18 protein-coding genes are annotated in these 15,976 nt (G+C 43.1%); 6 read left to right on the forward strand and 12 right to left on the reverse strand.

From position 1 onward, the window contains the following. The first annotated feature begins 141 nt into the window (after nt 1-141). The gene (gene mqo / locus AAGA51_RS18055; RefSeq protein ID WP_042483389.1) at nt 142-1,746 is read left to right on the forward strand and encodes a malate dehydrogenase (quinone); all 1,605 of its coding nucleotides are present in this window, start codon (nt 142-144) and stop codon (nt 1,744-1,746) included. A 42-nt stretch (nt 1,747-1,788) separates the two neighbouring features. Here the strand turns inward: mqo and AAGA51_RS18060 are convergent, their stop codons facing one another. Next, a complete protein-coding gene (locus tag AAGA51_RS18060) occupies nt 1,789-2,790 on the reverse strand; it encodes an AraC family transcriptional regulator (protein WP_042483386.1) in 1,002 nt (333 codons plus the stop codon). A 131-nt stretch (nt 2,791-2,921) separates the two neighbouring features. On the opposite strand from AAGA51_RS18060, the gene AAGA51_RS18065 reads away from it, so the two are divergent. Both AAGA51_RS18065 and AAGA51_RS18070 read left to right on the forward strand, forming a co-directional pair. Continuing rightward, nucleotides 2,922-3,683: an SDR family NAD(P)-dependent oxidoreductase gene (locus AAGA51_RS18065; RefSeq protein ID WP_042483383.1), complete on the forward strand. Its 762-nt coding sequence runs from the start codon at nt 2,922-2,924 to the stop codon at nt 3,681-3,683. 27 nt (nt 3,684-3,710) lie between these two features. Beyond that, nucleotides 3,711-4,214 (forward strand): 2,4'-dihydroxyacetophenone dioxygenase family protein, encoded by a 504-nt coding sequence (locus AAGA51_RS18070; RefSeq protein WP_042483381.1) that lies wholly within the window; start codon nt 3,711-3,713, stop codon nt 4,212-4,214. 62 nt (nt 4,215-4,276) lie between these two features. Here AAGA51_RS18070 and AAGA51_RS18075 read toward each other — a convergent pair whose 3' ends face one another. The 5 genes from AAGA51_RS18075 to AAGA51_RS18095 all read right to left on the reverse strand — a co-directional run bounded on the left by AAGA51_RS18075 (nt 4,277) and on the right by AAGA51_RS18095 (nt 8,338). After that, a complete protein-coding gene (locus AAGA51_RS18075) occupies nt 4,277-4,720 on the reverse strand; it encodes a GNAT family N-acetyltransferase (RefSeq protein WP_042483376.1) in 444 nt (147 codons plus the stop codon). A gap of 114 nt (nt 4,721-4,834) precedes the next feature. Beyond that, nucleotides 4,835-5,938: an alkene reductase gene (locus tag AAGA51_RS18080; RefSeq protein WP_042483374.1), complete on the reverse strand. Its 1,104-nt coding sequence runs from the start codon at nt 5,936-5,938 to the stop codon at nt 4,835-4,837. A gap of 140 nt (nt 5,939-6,078) precedes the next feature. After that, a complete protein-coding gene (locus AAGA51_RS18085; RefSeq protein ID WP_042483370.1) occupies nt 6,079-6,960 on the reverse strand; it encodes a LysR family transcriptional regulator in 882 nt (293 codons plus the stop codon). A gap of 137 nt (nt 6,961-7,097) precedes the next feature. Further along, a complete protein-coding gene (locus AAGA51_RS18090) occupies nt 7,098-7,523 on the reverse strand; it encodes a hypothetical protein (RefSeq protein ID WP_042483367.1) in 426 nt (141 codons plus the stop codon). A gap of 128 nt (nt 7,524-7,651) precedes the next feature. Beyond that, entirely contained in the window at nt 7,652-8,338 is a 687-nt protein-coding gene (locus AAGA51_RS18095; RefSeq protein ID WP_042483364.1) for a DUF4336 domain-containing protein, read from the reverse strand. A 242-nt stretch (nt 8,339-8,580) separates the two neighbouring features. Between AAGA51_RS18095 and AAGA51_RS18100 the strand changes: the two genes are divergently transcribed. Continuing rightward, nucleotides 8,581-8,817 carry an RNA recognition motif domain-containing protein gene (locus AAGA51_RS18100; RefSeq protein ID WP_042483361.1) on the forward strand — a complete coding sequence of 79 codons (237 nt, stop codon included), beginning with the start codon at nt 8,581-8,583 and terminating at the stop codon, nt 8,815-8,817. A 140-nt stretch (nt 8,818-8,957) separates the two neighbouring features. Here the strand turns inward: AAGA51_RS18100 and AAGA51_RS18105 are convergent, their stop codons facing one another. The 4 genes from AAGA51_RS18105 to AAGA51_RS18120 form a co-directional block, all read right to left on the reverse strand. Then, nucleotides 8,958-9,500 (reverse strand): ClbS/DfsB family four-helix bundle protein, encoded by a 543-nt coding sequence (locus tag AAGA51_RS18105; protein WP_042483356.1) that lies wholly within the window; start codon nt 9,498-9,500, stop codon nt 8,958-8,960. Nucleotides 9,501-9,527: 27 nt separating this feature from the next. After that, a complete protein-coding gene (locus tag AAGA51_RS18110; RefSeq protein ID WP_042483354.1) occupies nt 9,528-10,307 on the reverse strand; it encodes a phosphotransferase enzyme family protein in 780 nt (259 codons plus the stop codon). Between the two features lie 61 nt (nt 10,308-10,368). Then, nucleotides 10,369-10,614: a Rho-binding antiterminator gene (locus AAGA51_RS18115; RefSeq protein WP_042483351.1), complete on the reverse strand. Its 246-nt coding sequence runs from the start codon at nt 10,612-10,614 to the stop codon at nt 10,369-10,371. A 158-nt stretch (nt 10,615-10,772) separates the two neighbouring features. Beyond that, entirely contained in the window at nt 10,773-11,696 is a 924-nt protein-coding gene (locus tag AAGA51_RS18120; protein WP_042483347.1) for a DMT family transporter, read from the reverse strand. A gap of 91 nt (nt 11,697-11,787) precedes the next feature. Between AAGA51_RS18120 and AAGA51_RS18125 the strand changes: the two genes are divergently transcribed. Together AAGA51_RS18125 and AAGA51_RS18130 are read left to right on the forward strand one after the other, a co-directional pair. Further along, nucleotides 11,788-12,699 (forward strand): LysR substrate-binding domain-containing protein, encoded by a 912-nt coding sequence (locus AAGA51_RS18125; protein ID WP_042483345.1) that lies wholly within the window; start codon nt 11,788-11,790, stop codon nt 12,697-12,699. A 301-nt stretch (nt 12,700-13,000) separates the two neighbouring features. Continuing rightward, nucleotides 13,001-13,903, forward strand: coding sequence for a LysR substrate-binding domain-containing protein (locus AAGA51_RS18130; protein ID WP_042483338.1), 903 nt, complete (start codon nt 13,001-13,003; stop codon nt 13,901-13,903). A gap of 84 nt (nt 13,904-13,987) precedes the next feature. On the opposite strand, the gene AAGA51_RS18135 is transcribed toward AAGA51_RS18130, so the two are convergent. Beyond that, entirely contained in the window at nt 13,988-14,644 is a 657-nt protein-coding gene (locus AAGA51_RS18135) for a nitroreductase family protein (protein ID WP_042483335.1), read from the reverse strand. A gap of 257 nt (nt 14,645-14,901) precedes the next feature. Next, a complete protein-coding gene (locus tag AAGA51_RS18140) occupies nt 14,902-15,819 on the reverse strand; it encodes a LysR family transcriptional regulator (RefSeq protein ID WP_042483332.1) in 918 nt (305 codons plus the stop codon). Nucleotides 15,820-15,976 lie beyond the last annotated feature (157 nt).

Below are 15,976 nucleotides of genomic sequence, written 5' to 3' on the forward strand. Positions count from 1 at the left end.
CAAAAACGGGAGTTTTTCTACAGACAATGCTCAAAGATAAAATACAACTAAAATATCGAGCATAAAGTGTCGGTGGCTGTAGAAAACTAATGATAGTTAAACACTTGTAATGTTTGCGATTTAGAGAGATTTAGCCCCAAAATGAGTAACGTAACTGGTCAAAATGGATTCAGCCAGCTTAGTTCTAATGCTGCAGAGAAACTGGTCGATGTGGTTTTAATCGGTGGTGGTATTATGAGCGCAACGCTCGGTACTTTCATCCAACAATTAGAACCTAATTGGACTATCAATATGTTTGAGCGACTTGATAAGGTCGCAGAAGAAAGCTCCAACGGATGGAACAATGCCGGAACCGGTCATTCCTCTTTAGCTGAATCAAACTACACCCCACAGACTTCCGATGGCGAAGTGACTATGGGTAAAGCGTTAGAAATCTACGAACAATTTCAACTATCCCGTCAATTCTGGGCCTATTTGGTTGAACAAGGTTTAATCCGCGATCCAAGTACCTTTATTAACAGCGTTCCCCATATGAGTTTTGTTACTGGTGAGAACAACGTTGATTTCCTTCGCAAGCGTTATCAAACACTGCGCAGCTCACCTCTGTTCGATGGCATGGTTTACTCAGAAGACAGAGAACAAATTAAGTCATGGGCGCCCTTGCTCATTCAAGACCGTGACGAAACCCAGCCTATTGCAGCAACGCGTTCTCGATTTGGTACCGATGTGAATTTTGGTGCGCTTACTCACCACATGGTCGACATCTTAAACCAGAATGAAAACTTCACGTTGAACACAAGACATGAAGTAAAAACGTTGCACCGTCAGTCTGACGGTACTTGGAAAATCACCGTCAAGAATTTAGACAACAACAGTGTTCGTACCGTACACACTAAGTATGTTTTTATTGGCGCTGGTGGTGCATCACTGACTCTACTGCAAAAATCTGGTATCCCTGAATCCCGCCAGTATGGTGGTTTCCCTGTGGGCGGTCAGTTCCTCGTAACTGAAAACCCTGAAATCGTAAAACTGCACCGTGCAAAAGTTTACGGAAAAGCAGCTGTAGGTGCGCCACCTATGTCTGTTCCACACATGGACACTCGTTTCATCGATGGTAAAGAAGTGGTACTTTTCGGGCCTTTCGCTAGCTTCTCTAGTAAGTTTTTAAAACAAGGCTCGCTGCTTGATTTATTTGGTTCGGTAACACCATCAAACTTGATTCCAATGACTCAAGTCGGTTTAAAGAGCTTTGATTTGATCAAATACCTTGTTGGTGAACTGCTGCAAAGTAACGAAGATCGAATGAAAGCTCTGAGAGAGTTCTTCCCTACCGCTAAATCTGAAGATTGGTCGTTGTGGCAAGCTGGGCAACGCGTACAAATCATCAAAAAAGTGGCGGGGAAAAACGGCGAATTGCATCTTGGTTCTGAACTCGTTCACGCAGCAGACGGAAGCTTAACCGCACTGCTAGGTGCCTCTCCTGGTGCATCCGTGTCTGCGGCGGTGATGCTTGAGTTACTGCAACGTTGCTTTGCAGAGCACATGGCAACTGAAGAGTGGCAACAAAAGATCAAGCAGATGCTCCCTTCATATGGCGTTACTTTGAATGAGCACCCTGAACTCAATCAAGAGATCCTGCTGAACACCAGTAAAGTTCTCAAGCTGACTCAAGATCTTGTTGAAGTGCGCTCAATAAAAGAAGAGGTCGAAGAATCTGAACAGCCGGCTTTGGCAACTACTGCTTAAACGCCTCTAGAAATCAACAAAGCTAACCATAGAGGTTATGCGTTAGCTTTGTTTATCACATTGATTGCGCCATTGAGTCGGCGACAACCCTGTCCAATCTCGAAAATGACGACTGAACACAGAAGCCTCGGCATATCCTAGCTGAAGAGCAATGTCGGTAATGCTTTGTGCGTGATCAGCCAGCGATTTTTCCGCCAGTCGTTGCCTTACTTTTTGCAATATTTCGCGATAGCTTGAGCCATAACTTTTCAAACGAGACTGCAAAACTCTAGGGTGTAAATCCAACGCTTTGGCGACGACCCTTTCTACGCTGCACTCACCTGTGGCTAGCAAGCGAGAAATAAGATCAGACGCTTGGTCATACAAATTGTTGGGATAACGCTTGTTTAAGTACTGCAGATGTTTTTCAAAATGTCGCTCAAGCAGTTCAGGATCTTGGTAAACCTTCGAACTCAACTGGCTTGGTCGTAGCAGTATCCCATTAAATGACTCATCAAAGAGAATATGCGGTAGTCCTGAGTTCGCTCGTAGCGAGTAATCCGTTACTTCCGATTGGGTTAAGTGAAGCGTAATGCGTTCAACATCTGTATTGAGAATGCTTGCAACAAATTTGGCAAGCTGGGCCACACTCAGTTGTATGAGCTGTTCTTTGCCTATTTCATTATCGACATCAATATTCAGTGATACCTGTACCCAACCATTTCTTTCTTTTAAATCTAAAGACACGGAGTGCAAATAGAGGTAGTCGTTAACCTGTGAAAATACATCGCCGACGGTTTTAGCCCTAGACAGCAACATCGGTAGGTCGCCTAGACTCTGTAAGCTTTGTCTTTGCCCCAACATCACGCCAAACAGAGGCTGGTTACATTGTAACGCAGCCGTTTCCATGAGATCGGCTAACCGCGAGTAAGCAATATATGTATCGGGATCACGGAACTGAGTCGCCGACAAACCTACATCTTTCAATATATCTATTGGGTTTTGGCTTAACTCATGGACCAAGCTGTCAAACTTGTCTGCTGCTCCGCTTCTAACGATATACATATTCCAATCCAGCAATGTTAATCATTTGTGAATGCAATATATCAAAAAACCTTCGCAAAAAATCAAGTTAACGACAATTTCATGATGTAGATTACGCTCAAGTTAACATTTTATTAACAAGGAGATGTATCGTGGAGCTTTTCAATAAAGTTGCTGTCGTTACAGGTGCTGCCGGTGGTATTGGTAAAGCGATTATTAATCAGTTACTTGAGCAAGGTGTTAAAGTCCTCGCTGTGGATCTATCGGAAAAATCTCTGGAAATCTATCAAGGTTTTGATGAAGAACAACTGCACACTTTCGCGGCTGATGTTTCTGATTACGGACAAGTCGAAGCCGCAGTTAAAGCTGCTGCAACACATTTCGGTAGCTTGGATATCATGATTAACAATGCTGGTATTGGCATGGCGAAACCACTCCTAGAGCACGACCCTATCCATGATTTCGATCCCGTTACAAAAGTTAACCAAAATGGCGTGTATTACGGAATTTTGGCGGCAGCACATCAGTTTAAGTCGCAGGGTACGAGAGGTGTCATTCTTAACACTTCCTCAGTCTACGCACAGATGGCTTCGGAGATGACGTTCACTTATAACGTCAGTAAAGCGGCCGTTGATATGATGACCAAATGCGCGGCACTTGAACTTGCACCTCTTGGTATCCGTGTGGTTGCCATTGCACCCGGACGTGTTGATACACCGATGCTCCGTCAATATGAAGCATTTGGTCTTTGGGAACACATTAGCAAAGAACAGATGCGTCAAACATTCACTCAGCCTGAAGAAATCGCCAACGTAGTTTCATTCTTAGTCAGCGACCAAGCCAACTGCATTAATGGTTGCACTGTTAGTGCTTCCGATGGCTTCGAAAACTTCAAATACCCTCTTTTGGGTTAAGAAATAACAACAACAAGGAAGAGAACAATGTCATTACCAGAAGTGATTCAACATCAAGATTTTCTGCTAACACTTAATACCAACGAAGAATCTATAGTCAAAGATGCATTACCGGGCGTAGACGTATACCCACTGTTTCTAGATCCTGAAAACGGTACTTGGGTTATTCGTGCGAAGTTTGCACCGGGCATCACGCTACCAAAACACTTCCACACTGGCGTCGTGCATTTCTATACGTTAAGTGGTGCTTGGCACTACATGGAATATCCAGATCAAGTTCAAACCGCAGGTAGCTACCTGTACGAACCAGGCGGTTCTATCCATACTTTCCACTGTCCTAAAGACTCAGGTGGTGCTGACGGATTTATGGTGATCTCTGGTGCGAACATCAACTTCGACCAAGAAGGCAACTTCATGAACATCATGGATGCTGGCTGGATTGAGCAAGTACTTATTGCGGCTGCAAAAGCGCAAGGTATCAAAGCACGTTACATAAAGCCGGGTGCAATTGCTCAGTTGAGTGATCAATAGGTCAGTAAGCTAACAACATGATTCACTTGTAAAGCACCAGCTTTTACAGTCGGTGCTTTTTGTTATTCATTTTCTTTCAAAGACTTAGTGTAGACATGGGTTGTCTTACTTCTTTCAAATCCCACTTTGGGATAGAACAGATGCGATTCTTCTCTTTCAACATTGGATCTCACCACCATTGTCTCTAAACCCTGCTCAATAGCCCACTCTTGTGCAGCTCGCACCAACGCTTGCGCAATACCAAGGCATCGATATTGTTTACCTACGACCAAACCTGTGATTTCAGCTTTTGTGCCAGACTCTAGAAACATTCGTTTCTCAATCACCAGCCAACCGTATACTTGGTTATCGACTACTGCGATATAAACACAATGCATAGGTGAACGACTCAATTGCGTTAACCAAGTTTCTGTGTCTTTCGTATTTGCTGTATAACCAAGTTCTTGCGTTAACTTTGCTATCTGGTTGGCATGCTCAGAACGTGCAGTCGTGATTTCAAATTTCATTAACGTCCCTCGTTATGGTCGAAATAAACATCAACATGGCAGTATTCGAGCATCTTGGCAACAAGTCTCAGACAAAATAAAACCTCTATCAAGAGGCTTTATTTTCGTTTCAACTTATCTTTGTTCGGCAAAATTTGGATAATCCGTTAATCCTTTTTCTGCACCGCCAAACAGAGTATTGGGATCGTGAGCGGCCCAAGGCTGACCATTTTTAATACGCTCAGGCAGATCTGGATTTGATACATAAGGGCGACCGAACGCAACCATATCCGCTAAACCAGAATCTAAAGCCAAAAGCGCTTTCTCAACATTGTATTTACCAGCGTAGATCAAAGTGCCAGTAAAGGTTTCGCGTAACGCCTGTTTAAACGCTACTGGCATTAACGGTGCGTCGTCCCAGTCAGCTTCTGCAATATGTAAGTATGCGATGCCGTGTTTATTGAGAACTTTCGCTGCTGCCACATAGGTTTCTTCAGGGTTCGCGTCAACCGTACCATTTAGAGTTGTTAATGGCGCAAGACGAACACCGACTCGGTCAGAACCAATGGCATCACATAATGTCGCTACCACTTCATCAAGGAAACGCAGGCGATTTTCAAGGCTACCACCGTACATATCGGTACGATTGTTTGATTCAGAGTCAATAAATTGATTGACCAAATAGCCATTAGCCGCGTGAAGTTCGATACCGTCAAAGCCTGCCAACAGCGCATTCTTTGCAGCTTGGTGGAACTGCTTAATCACAAGATCAATATCATCTTGAGTCATTTCACGTGGCATTGCCGTGTCAACGAACCCTGGCTCATCAGTGCCGTTATCAACAAACACTTTCACACCTTCAGCTTTAATAGCAGAAGAAGAAATAGGTTGCTCACCGTTAATGTTGTCTGGGTGAGTGACACGCCCCACATGCCAAAGCTGAGCGAAAATAATACCGCCTTTCGCATGCACTGCATCCGTTACCTTCTTCCAACCTGCCACTTGTTCATTACTGTAGATACCCGGAGTCCATGCGTACCCTTTTGCGTTTGGTGCGATTTGGGTACCTTCACTCACAATCAACCCAGCGCTAGCGCGTTGTGCGTAGTACTTTGCCATTAAGTCGTTGGCCACATCGTTTGGCTGACTTGCTCTTGAACGAGTCATCGGAGGCATAACGATGCGGTTTGCAAGTTGAAAACGACCTACTTGAATCGGTTGAAACAATGCGTCAGTCATAAGTTCCTCGGTTGGATAAGTGAATACTTGTATGGGGAAGATTCTAACAGTGAACTAGGAGCTGATTAATCAACGAACGGACAAAACATTTTTGCAAAAATCACAAAAATACTTATCCGTACGAACAGATTTAGCTGGTTTTAAAGAGTGAATCGAGGTTTGATAAAGTCGATAAATGCCGATATTCGGCGAGCCACTTGGGATGATTTATAGTACACCGCATTGATCAACTCACGATCTGAAGACTCTTTACTGTATTCATCTAACAGTACAATTAATCGGTCTTCAGCAATGTCTTGTCTAACCATATATCCTGACAAACAACTGATACCATTACCGGCAAGAACCAACTGGCGTACCGTTTCACCACTGCTGCAGGCAATGGTTGGTTCAATATGATCAACACCTTCTACAGGCCAGACATTCAAACTTTTTGGTCTGGTAAAACCGATAATCTCATGTTGGGAAAGATCATCAGGCGTATTCGGAAAGCCTTTTCTCGATACGTACTCTGGAGAAGCAACAACGAATAAACGGCTCTTACCAAGAAAGCTGGAATGCAAGGTTGAATCAGCCAACTTGCCAATGCGAATTGCCACATCTGTGCGCTTTTCAAGAAGATCGACATAGCCTTCGTTTGAGGTAAGTTCCAGTTCAATGTCAGGGTAAGCTTGTTTGAATTCCCGTATCAGTGGCACTAATTGATTGAGCATAAACGGGCTGGCAGCATCTACACGAAGCTTGCCTTTTGGCAGCTCTCCACCACTGGAAAGATCTTCTTCCGCTTGCTGAAGATATTGCAGACCAGAACGCACCGAATCAACAAAGCGTCTGCCTTCTTCCGTCAACTCTAACCGTCTTGTCGTTCGATTAAGGATTGTGATTCCGAGTTGCTTCTCAACACGGCTCACTGCTCGCGAGACTTTAGCCACCTGTACCCCCATGGTTTCGGCGGCAAGTGAAAAACTGCCACTGTCGACCACATTAACTAAGATCTCTAAATCATCTGAACGAGTGCGCATCGAATATCCGTTTATTGCAAATTTGACAAAATTAAACTGATGATAGTCATTTTGAAATGAAAACGAAACCCAACACCTCACTCAACAAAGAGCAATATATTGGGTTTCGTTGATATTTGTACGCAAACGGTAAGTGGTTAAATCACGCACTCTTTAACTGAATTGGCTTTACCAACACCTTTTTCGATGATGGCTAGCATTTGGTCGTTCTTTACTGAAGACACAATCTTATCCAGTAGATTCTCCGCCGTCTCCTGCGAGGAAACTTCAACCAAGCAATAATATGAGTTGGAAATCTGCTCGGTCACGTTGCGGATTGCCTCTTGATCGCCCAACTCAGTATTCATAAGCGTATCGATTGATTGAGTAAACTCTTTAGCTCTTTGGGCAGCATCTCCGAAAACCTCAAGGTTCAGACTATTAAGATCGATTGACTGAGCTTGCAGTTGCAAAGTATCCACGGCTTTATTTGCGACCTCTTGAGCTTGGTCGATAACCTTACTCGCGTCATCACAACCAACCAGAGCAAGAGTTAAAGTCAATGTCATTACCGATTTTTTCATTTTTAGCCTCTGAGGAATAATTGACGCTTCGATACTAAACCAAGCTAAAAAGCCATTGAACTAAAATAGCGTAACAAAATGCGAGACTATACCTTTACAACAGGTGTTCGCAGGTAGCTTCACTCGTTCTATATCAGCCACTTAAAAGACCTAGCTAAAAACTCATCGGTATTTTCTGTGACAATTTCACCATGTGCCATAACTAAAGCCTTGGTGTCCCAACTCAATAACCTATCAAGATGTGTACGTGCATCTCGTTTGCCGAACATAAAACTTAAACGCCAATCCAGCGGTGTTTTGCCGTTAGGAGCAAGGATTCCAGCGCCCTTAGCTGCCAATCTTTGCCAATAGTTAAAGCTATGTCCTGAAAAATTTTCTACCAAATCAGTCACGATTAGAGTCCCAGAGACTTTGTGGTAAAACACGCACTCTTCCATCAATGGAGAACCCGAAAACAACTCTTGCTCTATATCATCTTCCCAAGCCCAGCTTTGCTGGCTATTCAAAGAACCATCAAAAGTAATATCACTGCGCTTTTTAATCACTTCATCAGTTCCAAACACTTCAACCTCTGGATAAGTCGAAATCCACTCAGGCAAGAACAAATGGTGTAAATGATTAGGCGCTATTAAGTATTTCACGCATCCTAGTGCTTCTATCTGAACTTGGATTGTTTCAGACAGTTTGATCGGGCTATGCACCCAGAGATCACCGTTGGACAAACGAACCACTGTCATACGAGTGGAATAAGGCAGACCGAAGAATTGAACAGGTTCACCGTTAAATATCCAAATTTCATTAGCTAACTTTTCCATATTCCTCCAATAACACAAAGTCACCGCAAATGAGGATCAAGCTAGATAGCTAAACACGGTGGTTGTGTTTTTATCAATAACACCAGACATCAACATTGGTGTCGGAAGCTCCAAAAGAGCAGAATATTATGCATTTAGTTGCTTTACCTTAAACTATTTTAAGATAAAGCTAAACTATCGCTTGGTGACAACAGTCTTTATTGAGACAATCCTTGCTGTCACTTCCATATTAACGGACAACTATGAAACTATTAGTACGCAACCTTGCTCGTACAACGACAGAACAAGACATTCGTAAACTATTCTCAGAACATGGAACAGTCACTGAATGCACTCTCGTTTTAGATCAAGAAACGGGGATCTCTAAAGGCTTTGCTTTCGTCGAAATGCCAGACGTTTCAGAAGCTAAAGCTGCTATTGCTGCGCTGAACCAAACCAGTGTTGCTAAAAGTAAGATTCGAGTCAAAACGGCTCAATAGAACGAATTATCAAGCCAGCCGAAACGCTGGTTTTTTATTGTCCAGAAACTGTGTTATCTGATGTTTCAAATGCATCGTGCTCCCTACAGGAAACACTAACAGCAGCAAACAAAACTCTATTAATTTGCTAACAAAATTGATTATTGCTGAGAAAGTTTCTTAACATGAGCCCGTAGTTTTTTCAAAGCCCAATCGTAATGACTTGGCATTGCTGAAACACAGTAACTTCCAAGGGTTGTAGATCCAGTCCAATTAAAAAACTGCTTAGTAAATAACGCCTGATCAGAAAAACTCAATACTCGTTCAAGTGCCGCTTGATGGCTTGTGGTAACCAGCTTTCTTGCATCAGATAGCTCAGTGGTTTGGTGTTTCTTCCAAAACTCTACATTCATTTCGCCGTACGTTTTCCAGTTATAGGGTTCAGGTAGAAAATCTGCCTTTTGGCCAAGCTTGTTAGAATCAATCCACTTTATTAATAGCTGATGCCACTCATAAAGATGGATCAAAACGTCTCTCAGGTTACGATCGCGCTCCCAGTGCTGCTCTTTCTTGTTCGGGTCACCGGAAAAATTAAATTCAGTATTCAGCGCCAGCTCAGTCATCGAGTCGATGTAGTTCCAAAGCTTAGAAAAGTTTTGTTCTGCTTGAGAGATCAGTTCTTCTTTTGTTTTTGCTCTTGCCATATGTTAGCCATCTACTGAGGTAACCTACTAGTTACACAGCCCTGAAAGAATCTTAGGTTTATTGGATTCAATGTATTCTATGTCTCGTAGATAGGATTTAAGGTGGCCTTGATCAATATTCTCACAAAACTGTTGATTACCTTTGTTTGCTTCCTGACGCATAAAGTTAACAAGGGCGTTTAGCCGTTTAATCATGAAATCGGGAATTTGTTTTTTCTGCTCTTCGGACGTTCCATAGCTGTCGCAAAACAGCTTTGCCCTTGATATTTGCTCGTCTAGCGTGCCGAGCTTGTCGTCACTGTTGGTCTTAAAAGGCGCCCAGCAATAGAGCGAATAGGCGAGATCCCAGACTCTGGGCGCAGGGTGTGCGGTGTCGAAATCAAAAACACCTGTTACTAAATTGCCCGTTAGCGCGACATTATAGGGTGCGAAGTCACCATGACATATGACCTCGTAGGGTTCCTGAGGGGGCAACATCCAAGTAAAACTCGATATATTATCCTGCTGCGCAAATACGACTGAAGCATCGTGGATTTTTCGCAGGAGCTTAGCGGCTGATATCAGAGCTTCCTTACTCGCAATAGCATTGGTTAACGGATAGTTGTAAGTGTCACCGGCTACAAAGCTCAACATCTCTTGGTCACCATCAATACCAATGAACTTAGGCGACTCACTTAAACCTGCTGCTTGTAAATGATTCAGTAGATTATGAATTGTTGAACTCCAAGGCTGAAGTGGGCGATAAACACTATCACCCACTCGATATATTGACTCTCTTCCGCCTGTCAGTTCTTGCGCGTCTTGCACGGTATCTCCTTCATCGAAATGGCAACTATTCCCTGTTGGAATTACCTATTAGAAATGCTGGTCAATCAAATGCCACTTCTTGGAAATGAGGATTCTCCATTGTGACTTTCATCTTAGCGATTGAATCTAATACCACCAATACATCACTGTCTTGAGTGAGCAATTTTATACATTCTTCACCGAGACTGTTTTTTGCTGTATCCAGCGCTTTGCCAGAAACAACTTCTCTTGATTTTAAAGTAATTTCAATCGGATACTTGAACAAACAGACTATCTCTATGTAGTCGTAGTTACCACAGCTAATCATAAATGCACCCTATTAGTGACACCGGATAAGCTAGCATAGTAACACCATACATAATGAGCAAATACTCAATTCCTATAGTGTTAACTCAATGAAATTTAACGCCATTGATAATGCCTCCTAAGAAAAACATAGGCAGCTTAACCTCCCACTAAACATCTCTATATATGAGATGCTTTGATATGAGAGAAGTACTTAAACAGTTTGGCTGCAAAGGTATTCATCAATGCCGCGAATATTATGAGCGTAATTCCGACTATCTGATGTTTAGAAAAGCTTTCATCAAAAAACAGAACCTGCCACATCAGCGTAAACAATAAATTAGTGAAAATAAGCGGCGCTAGTTGAGAGCTACTCTCCACCAGCTTGTAAGCTTTCGAACGTAAGATTTGATTACCCACGACGGTTACTGAAAGACCCAATAAACATACCCATACAAATGCATTATTTTGAGGCTCCAGCAGTATCTGAGTATCAAGATCAGATAACCCAAAGATAAACGCCAAAGGAAGCACGCTTACCGCTGCGATAAGAAATGTCCAGCTATTGAGCACTGACGCTTTAACCTCACCTTTGCTGGCGCGAAATAAACTTACTTGCGATCCTGCATTGAACAAGCCAGCACCCAAACCAATGAGCAATTCTGGTCGGAACTGAATTCCAGACGCATCCCCTGCCAACATTAAAACACCAGCGAAAGTGGCAACTAGGCCAAACTTCGTTTCAGTCTTAATTTTTACTTTAAAAATCAGCTTTTCCAAAACGGCAATAAATATAGGGCCGGTTGCAAACAGTACGGTTGTTTCTACAAGAGACAAGGTGTTCAGTGAAGCGATAAAACAAAGCTGACATGCCGCAATACACAACCCACGAATGATCAACGCTTTTATAACTGATCGAGGAGGCAAAGGTAGTTTGGACACCCCCACTATGGCAAAAAGCAGTAATGCAGGCATAAAGAATCGTAGAAATGTCAGGAGCTCGATGCCCATCGTTTCGGTAAGTTTTTTTAATACAAGCCCAGTTAACGACATACTGAATGTGGAAATGAGCATATAAGGAACAGCACGATTTTTTAACAACATAATCTCCCCCTATTGACGCGCTCATAGTAGAGCAATGACAACAGAGAAAAAAACGAATATATTTAAACAAACCTGTTAGAAAAACTTACACATGAATAGACGACCACCACTCAAATCTCTTTACGCATTTGTCGCTGTATCAGAGACAGGCAGTATGACTGAAGCTGCTGACTTACTTAGCGTAAGTCATTCTGCAATCAGCCAAGCTGTTAAAAGTCTTGAATCATTAATTGGCCAACCACTGTTTCAGAGAGTTGGCAGGCAGGTTCAGCTTAATGCCATAGGTCAGAGGTACTACAACGACATAGCTCCAGCGTTAAGAGCAATTATTACTGCGACGGAATCGGTCACTCAACAACCTCAGTCAAACCGAATTACGGTGAATATGGTCAACTCACTGGCTATGCACTGGTGGGTTCCACGAGTCGATAACTTCCAACAATATGCACCCAACGTCGATATTCGGCTTTCCAACTTAATTGGTTCATTTGACTTAAACCAAGAAGGTGTAGATGTCGCGATCCTTCATGGCAAAACTGACGAGTGGCAAGATTATTATTGTGAAAAGCTCGGTGACGATGAACTCCTATTGGTATGCAGCCCTGAATTACTGGAGTCATTCGATGCGTGTCCGTCTGCTGCTGATCTCCTAGCACGATATCCAGCCATTTATGCAGAGAACCTGCGTAGGAAGCATGACTGGAGTGTTTGGTGCGAAGGAAATTCACTTCCCGTGCCTAAGCAAAACAAGAACCTTAACTTCATCGCCTCCATTCATGCGGTGCAAGCCGCGATTCGTAAGCTGGGTGTTTTGGTCACTCATCGCTTGTTTGTTCGTGATGATATTAAACACGGAATGTTGGTCGAAATCGGCACACCAGTGAATAACCCGCATCAGGAATTTTTCTTCGTATGTAGACCAGAAAAACTCCGCAACGAAAATGTCGTCACCCTAAAATCTTGGTTGCAGAAAGAGTTTACCGAAACGCCAAACGAGCACTGAGCAGTAAAAACGACATTAGCTCACCTTATAAAAACTTCGAGTAGTGCTCCGTCTCTTTCACCTCATTCGACAGACCAATGTCCTTTTTGAGATGTTCGCTTAATGCGCTCGCATCATTGTTCCGTTTTGCTTCTTTCTTTGTAATCCACCTAAATATATAGGTTGTATCGATTATTTCCCTTTTTAGTTTCGCTAACAGTTGCATAATTTGACCTTGCGTCCATTCGAGATAGGAATATTATCTGAGCAATAGAGTCTCGTTACGAACAACGCTTTTTTACATGAACTATAAGTACAGGTTATGGACAAACGACTACGTCATCTCTCTTCGCTTCGTTATTTCGAATCAGCGGCAAGACTGAAAAGTTACAGTAAAGCGGCTGAAGAACAGTTCGTTTCGCAAGCTGCAATTAGCCAGAAACTGCGTCAACTGGAAGAGCAACTAAAGTGCAAATTGTTTATTCGACGTGGTCGAGAAATGCACCTCACAGACAAAGGACAAATACTGCATAAACATATTGATGACGGGTTTAAACAGATCATTACCGGATTGAATCGGATTCAGAATGAACCACTCGAAGGGCTGCTCAATGTCAGTGCTCCTCGCTCCTTTTCTACGCGTTGGCTGATGCCCAGGTTATGGAAGTTCACAATGGAATATCCGCACATTCCCATTCGTGTGCAAAACATGAAAGATATTGATATTCGCCATACCGAAACAGATGTACTTATCTGGCAAGGCGAAGAGAGTGTTCAGCATCTGGGATTGGAACAAGAGCCGCTGTTTGAAGAAGCTATTTACCCTTACTGCTCACCCGAACTCGCGCAATCAATGAAATTTGAAAGTCCCGAACAACTGCTAAAATGCTGGTTAATAGATTTCCACTCAGCATCATTCAGTTGGGATCACTGGTTTGCCACAGCGCAAGTTAAGGCCAAAAGAGAAAGTCTCCAGTGGATGGAAGTAAGTACTTTTGATATGGCCATCAACGCGGTTGTCGCAGGTCACGGCGCTTGCCTGGCAACTGAAAGTATTTCAGCAGATTTCGTAGAACGCGGACTGTTAGTAAAACCGTTTGATATTGGCTTAAAACCGGGAATTCGTTACTCGTTGATTAGCGATCCATCCTCTTCGAGAGCATTAAGGATCGGTGCGTTTAAAGCGTGGCTGAATAAAGAATTGGCGAGTAAAACAAGAAGTTGAACGATCAATAGAGGGAAGAACGTAATCTGTCAGTGGTGAGCCATTTAAAGTTTCGCCACTGACAGGAAAATATAGAGGTCGAAATTACAAAGTAGTGACGACTTCTTCTAGCGCTAGGCGCGATTTTGGCAGAGCGTGGTTATAATCTTCATCTTCTTTGTGATAACCGATCGCCAACGCAACTTCACACACATGGCCTTCAAGTTCTTGTTTGAACTCTTCACCAATAAGATCCGCATCAACACCTTCCATCGGCGTAGAGTCAATGCCTAGACGAGCCAATGTGTGCAGCAAGTTACCCAACGCAATGTAAACCTGAGCTTTAGTCCAGTTGCCGTTGCTACCCGTTTCATCAGTATTTAGCTCGGCAAACGCATAAGCGCCCATACGTGCATCAAATTTTTCTGGAGATAAACGGCCTGCGGCAACTTCTGCATCCAGACGTTTAGCGTATTTTTCTTTGGTGAACTTTGGATCATGCGCAAGCAGAATCGTGTGTGATGCTGTTTTTGCATGTGGTTGGTTGAACTGGTGTTTATTGGCAAAGGTGTTGTAGAAGCGCTGCTTCGCTTCATCACTTTCAAGAACAATAAACTTCCATGGCTGAGAGTTAATTGATGATGCTGACAAACGAATTGCTTCTTTGATCACAGCCATATCTTCTTGAGAAATGCGTTTCTCTTCATCGTATTTTTTAGTTGTATAGCGCTTGCTTAAATCTTTGATAATTTGATGAGACATTACTGCTCTCCTTAACATCAATTATTAAAGGTACCTTGGGTATCAAAACCGTCACGGACCTCAGAGTTTGCCCTATGATATAGGCTCGTCAAAAATTGAGAATACTTTGTTTTCTATAATCACTTTATTCATTTCGTTGAAAATAAAAATCAGTAATTTTTCGCTAAGTCCTTAATATACCTGAAGCTCATACGACAACTTCTGTCATTGCGATTAACACACTTTCCTGAAGGCAAATAAAGTGAATACTTGTAGAGTTAAGAAGGATTCACCTCGTTAAGTTCGTTCTCCCAATAAGCAGGCTGACCGTAATACTCCGAAAAGTAATCGATAAAGGCTCTGACCTTTAACGCGATCAAACGAGAACTTGGATAAACCGCCCAGATACTCGCTTCCATCGCCAGTGGGTAATCTTGCAGTATTTCCACCAGCTCGCCGCTTTTTAGTTGCTTATAGACACTCCAAATGGAGTTAATGGAAATGCCCAAACCACCCGTTGTCGCATCTCGCATCGCATCGCCGTTATCGCATCGAAGTCGGCCTGAAGTTTTAACACTTATAACCCCCTCGTCGGTTTTAAACGTCCAGTTATCTAAGCCGATCAAATTAATACATTGATGATTGACCAGATCTTGCGGTTTTTCTGGAGCGCCAAATTGATTCAGGTACGCTGGAGAAGCAACGACAATGCGGCGGTCCGGAGCTAGTTTTCGAGCCACCAATGATGAATCTTTTAGCTCTGCGGCTCGAATTGCCACGTCAAAGCCACCTTCCACCATGTCGATGATCGAATCTGAAAATCGAAATTCAATATTAAGTTCAGGGTAGCGTTGCATAAATCCGTTCATTGCCGGTATCAGATGCATACGACCAAACGATGCTGGCGCAGTAACCCTCAGTGTTCCGGTTGGGTTACTGTGACCAACACCAACTGCGCCTTTTGCGGCTTCCACGGAAGCCAGTACTTCTTCTGCGTAAGGCAGAAAAGCTCGCCCTTCGGCAGTGATAGAGACTTTGCGCGTGGTTCTATGCACAAGGCGAACTCCAAGGCTTTCCTCAAGTTTATTGATATGCGAACTTGCCACCGCCGGAGACAAACCTAGCTCTTGCCCGGCCATACTGATACTTTGGCTGGAAGCCAAACGCACAAACAGCTTTAAGTGCTCTACATTCATTTTCAGTCTACTTGTTCTTTAGTTTCTCGAACTGTTGAAAAGCTTCTGCCTGACAACTTGATTTGAAGATAGTACGGTAAAACAGGCACTTTTTACCATTCGGACATCTCTTTAAACATTTAATTCTATGTAAGTTGTTGACATTACCCTAGGGTAA

This window comes from Vibrio diazotrophicus (assembly GCF_038452265.1).
GTDB lineage: Bacteria > Pseudomonadota > Gammaproteobacteria > Enterobacterales > Vibrionaceae > Vibrio > Vibrio diazotrophicus.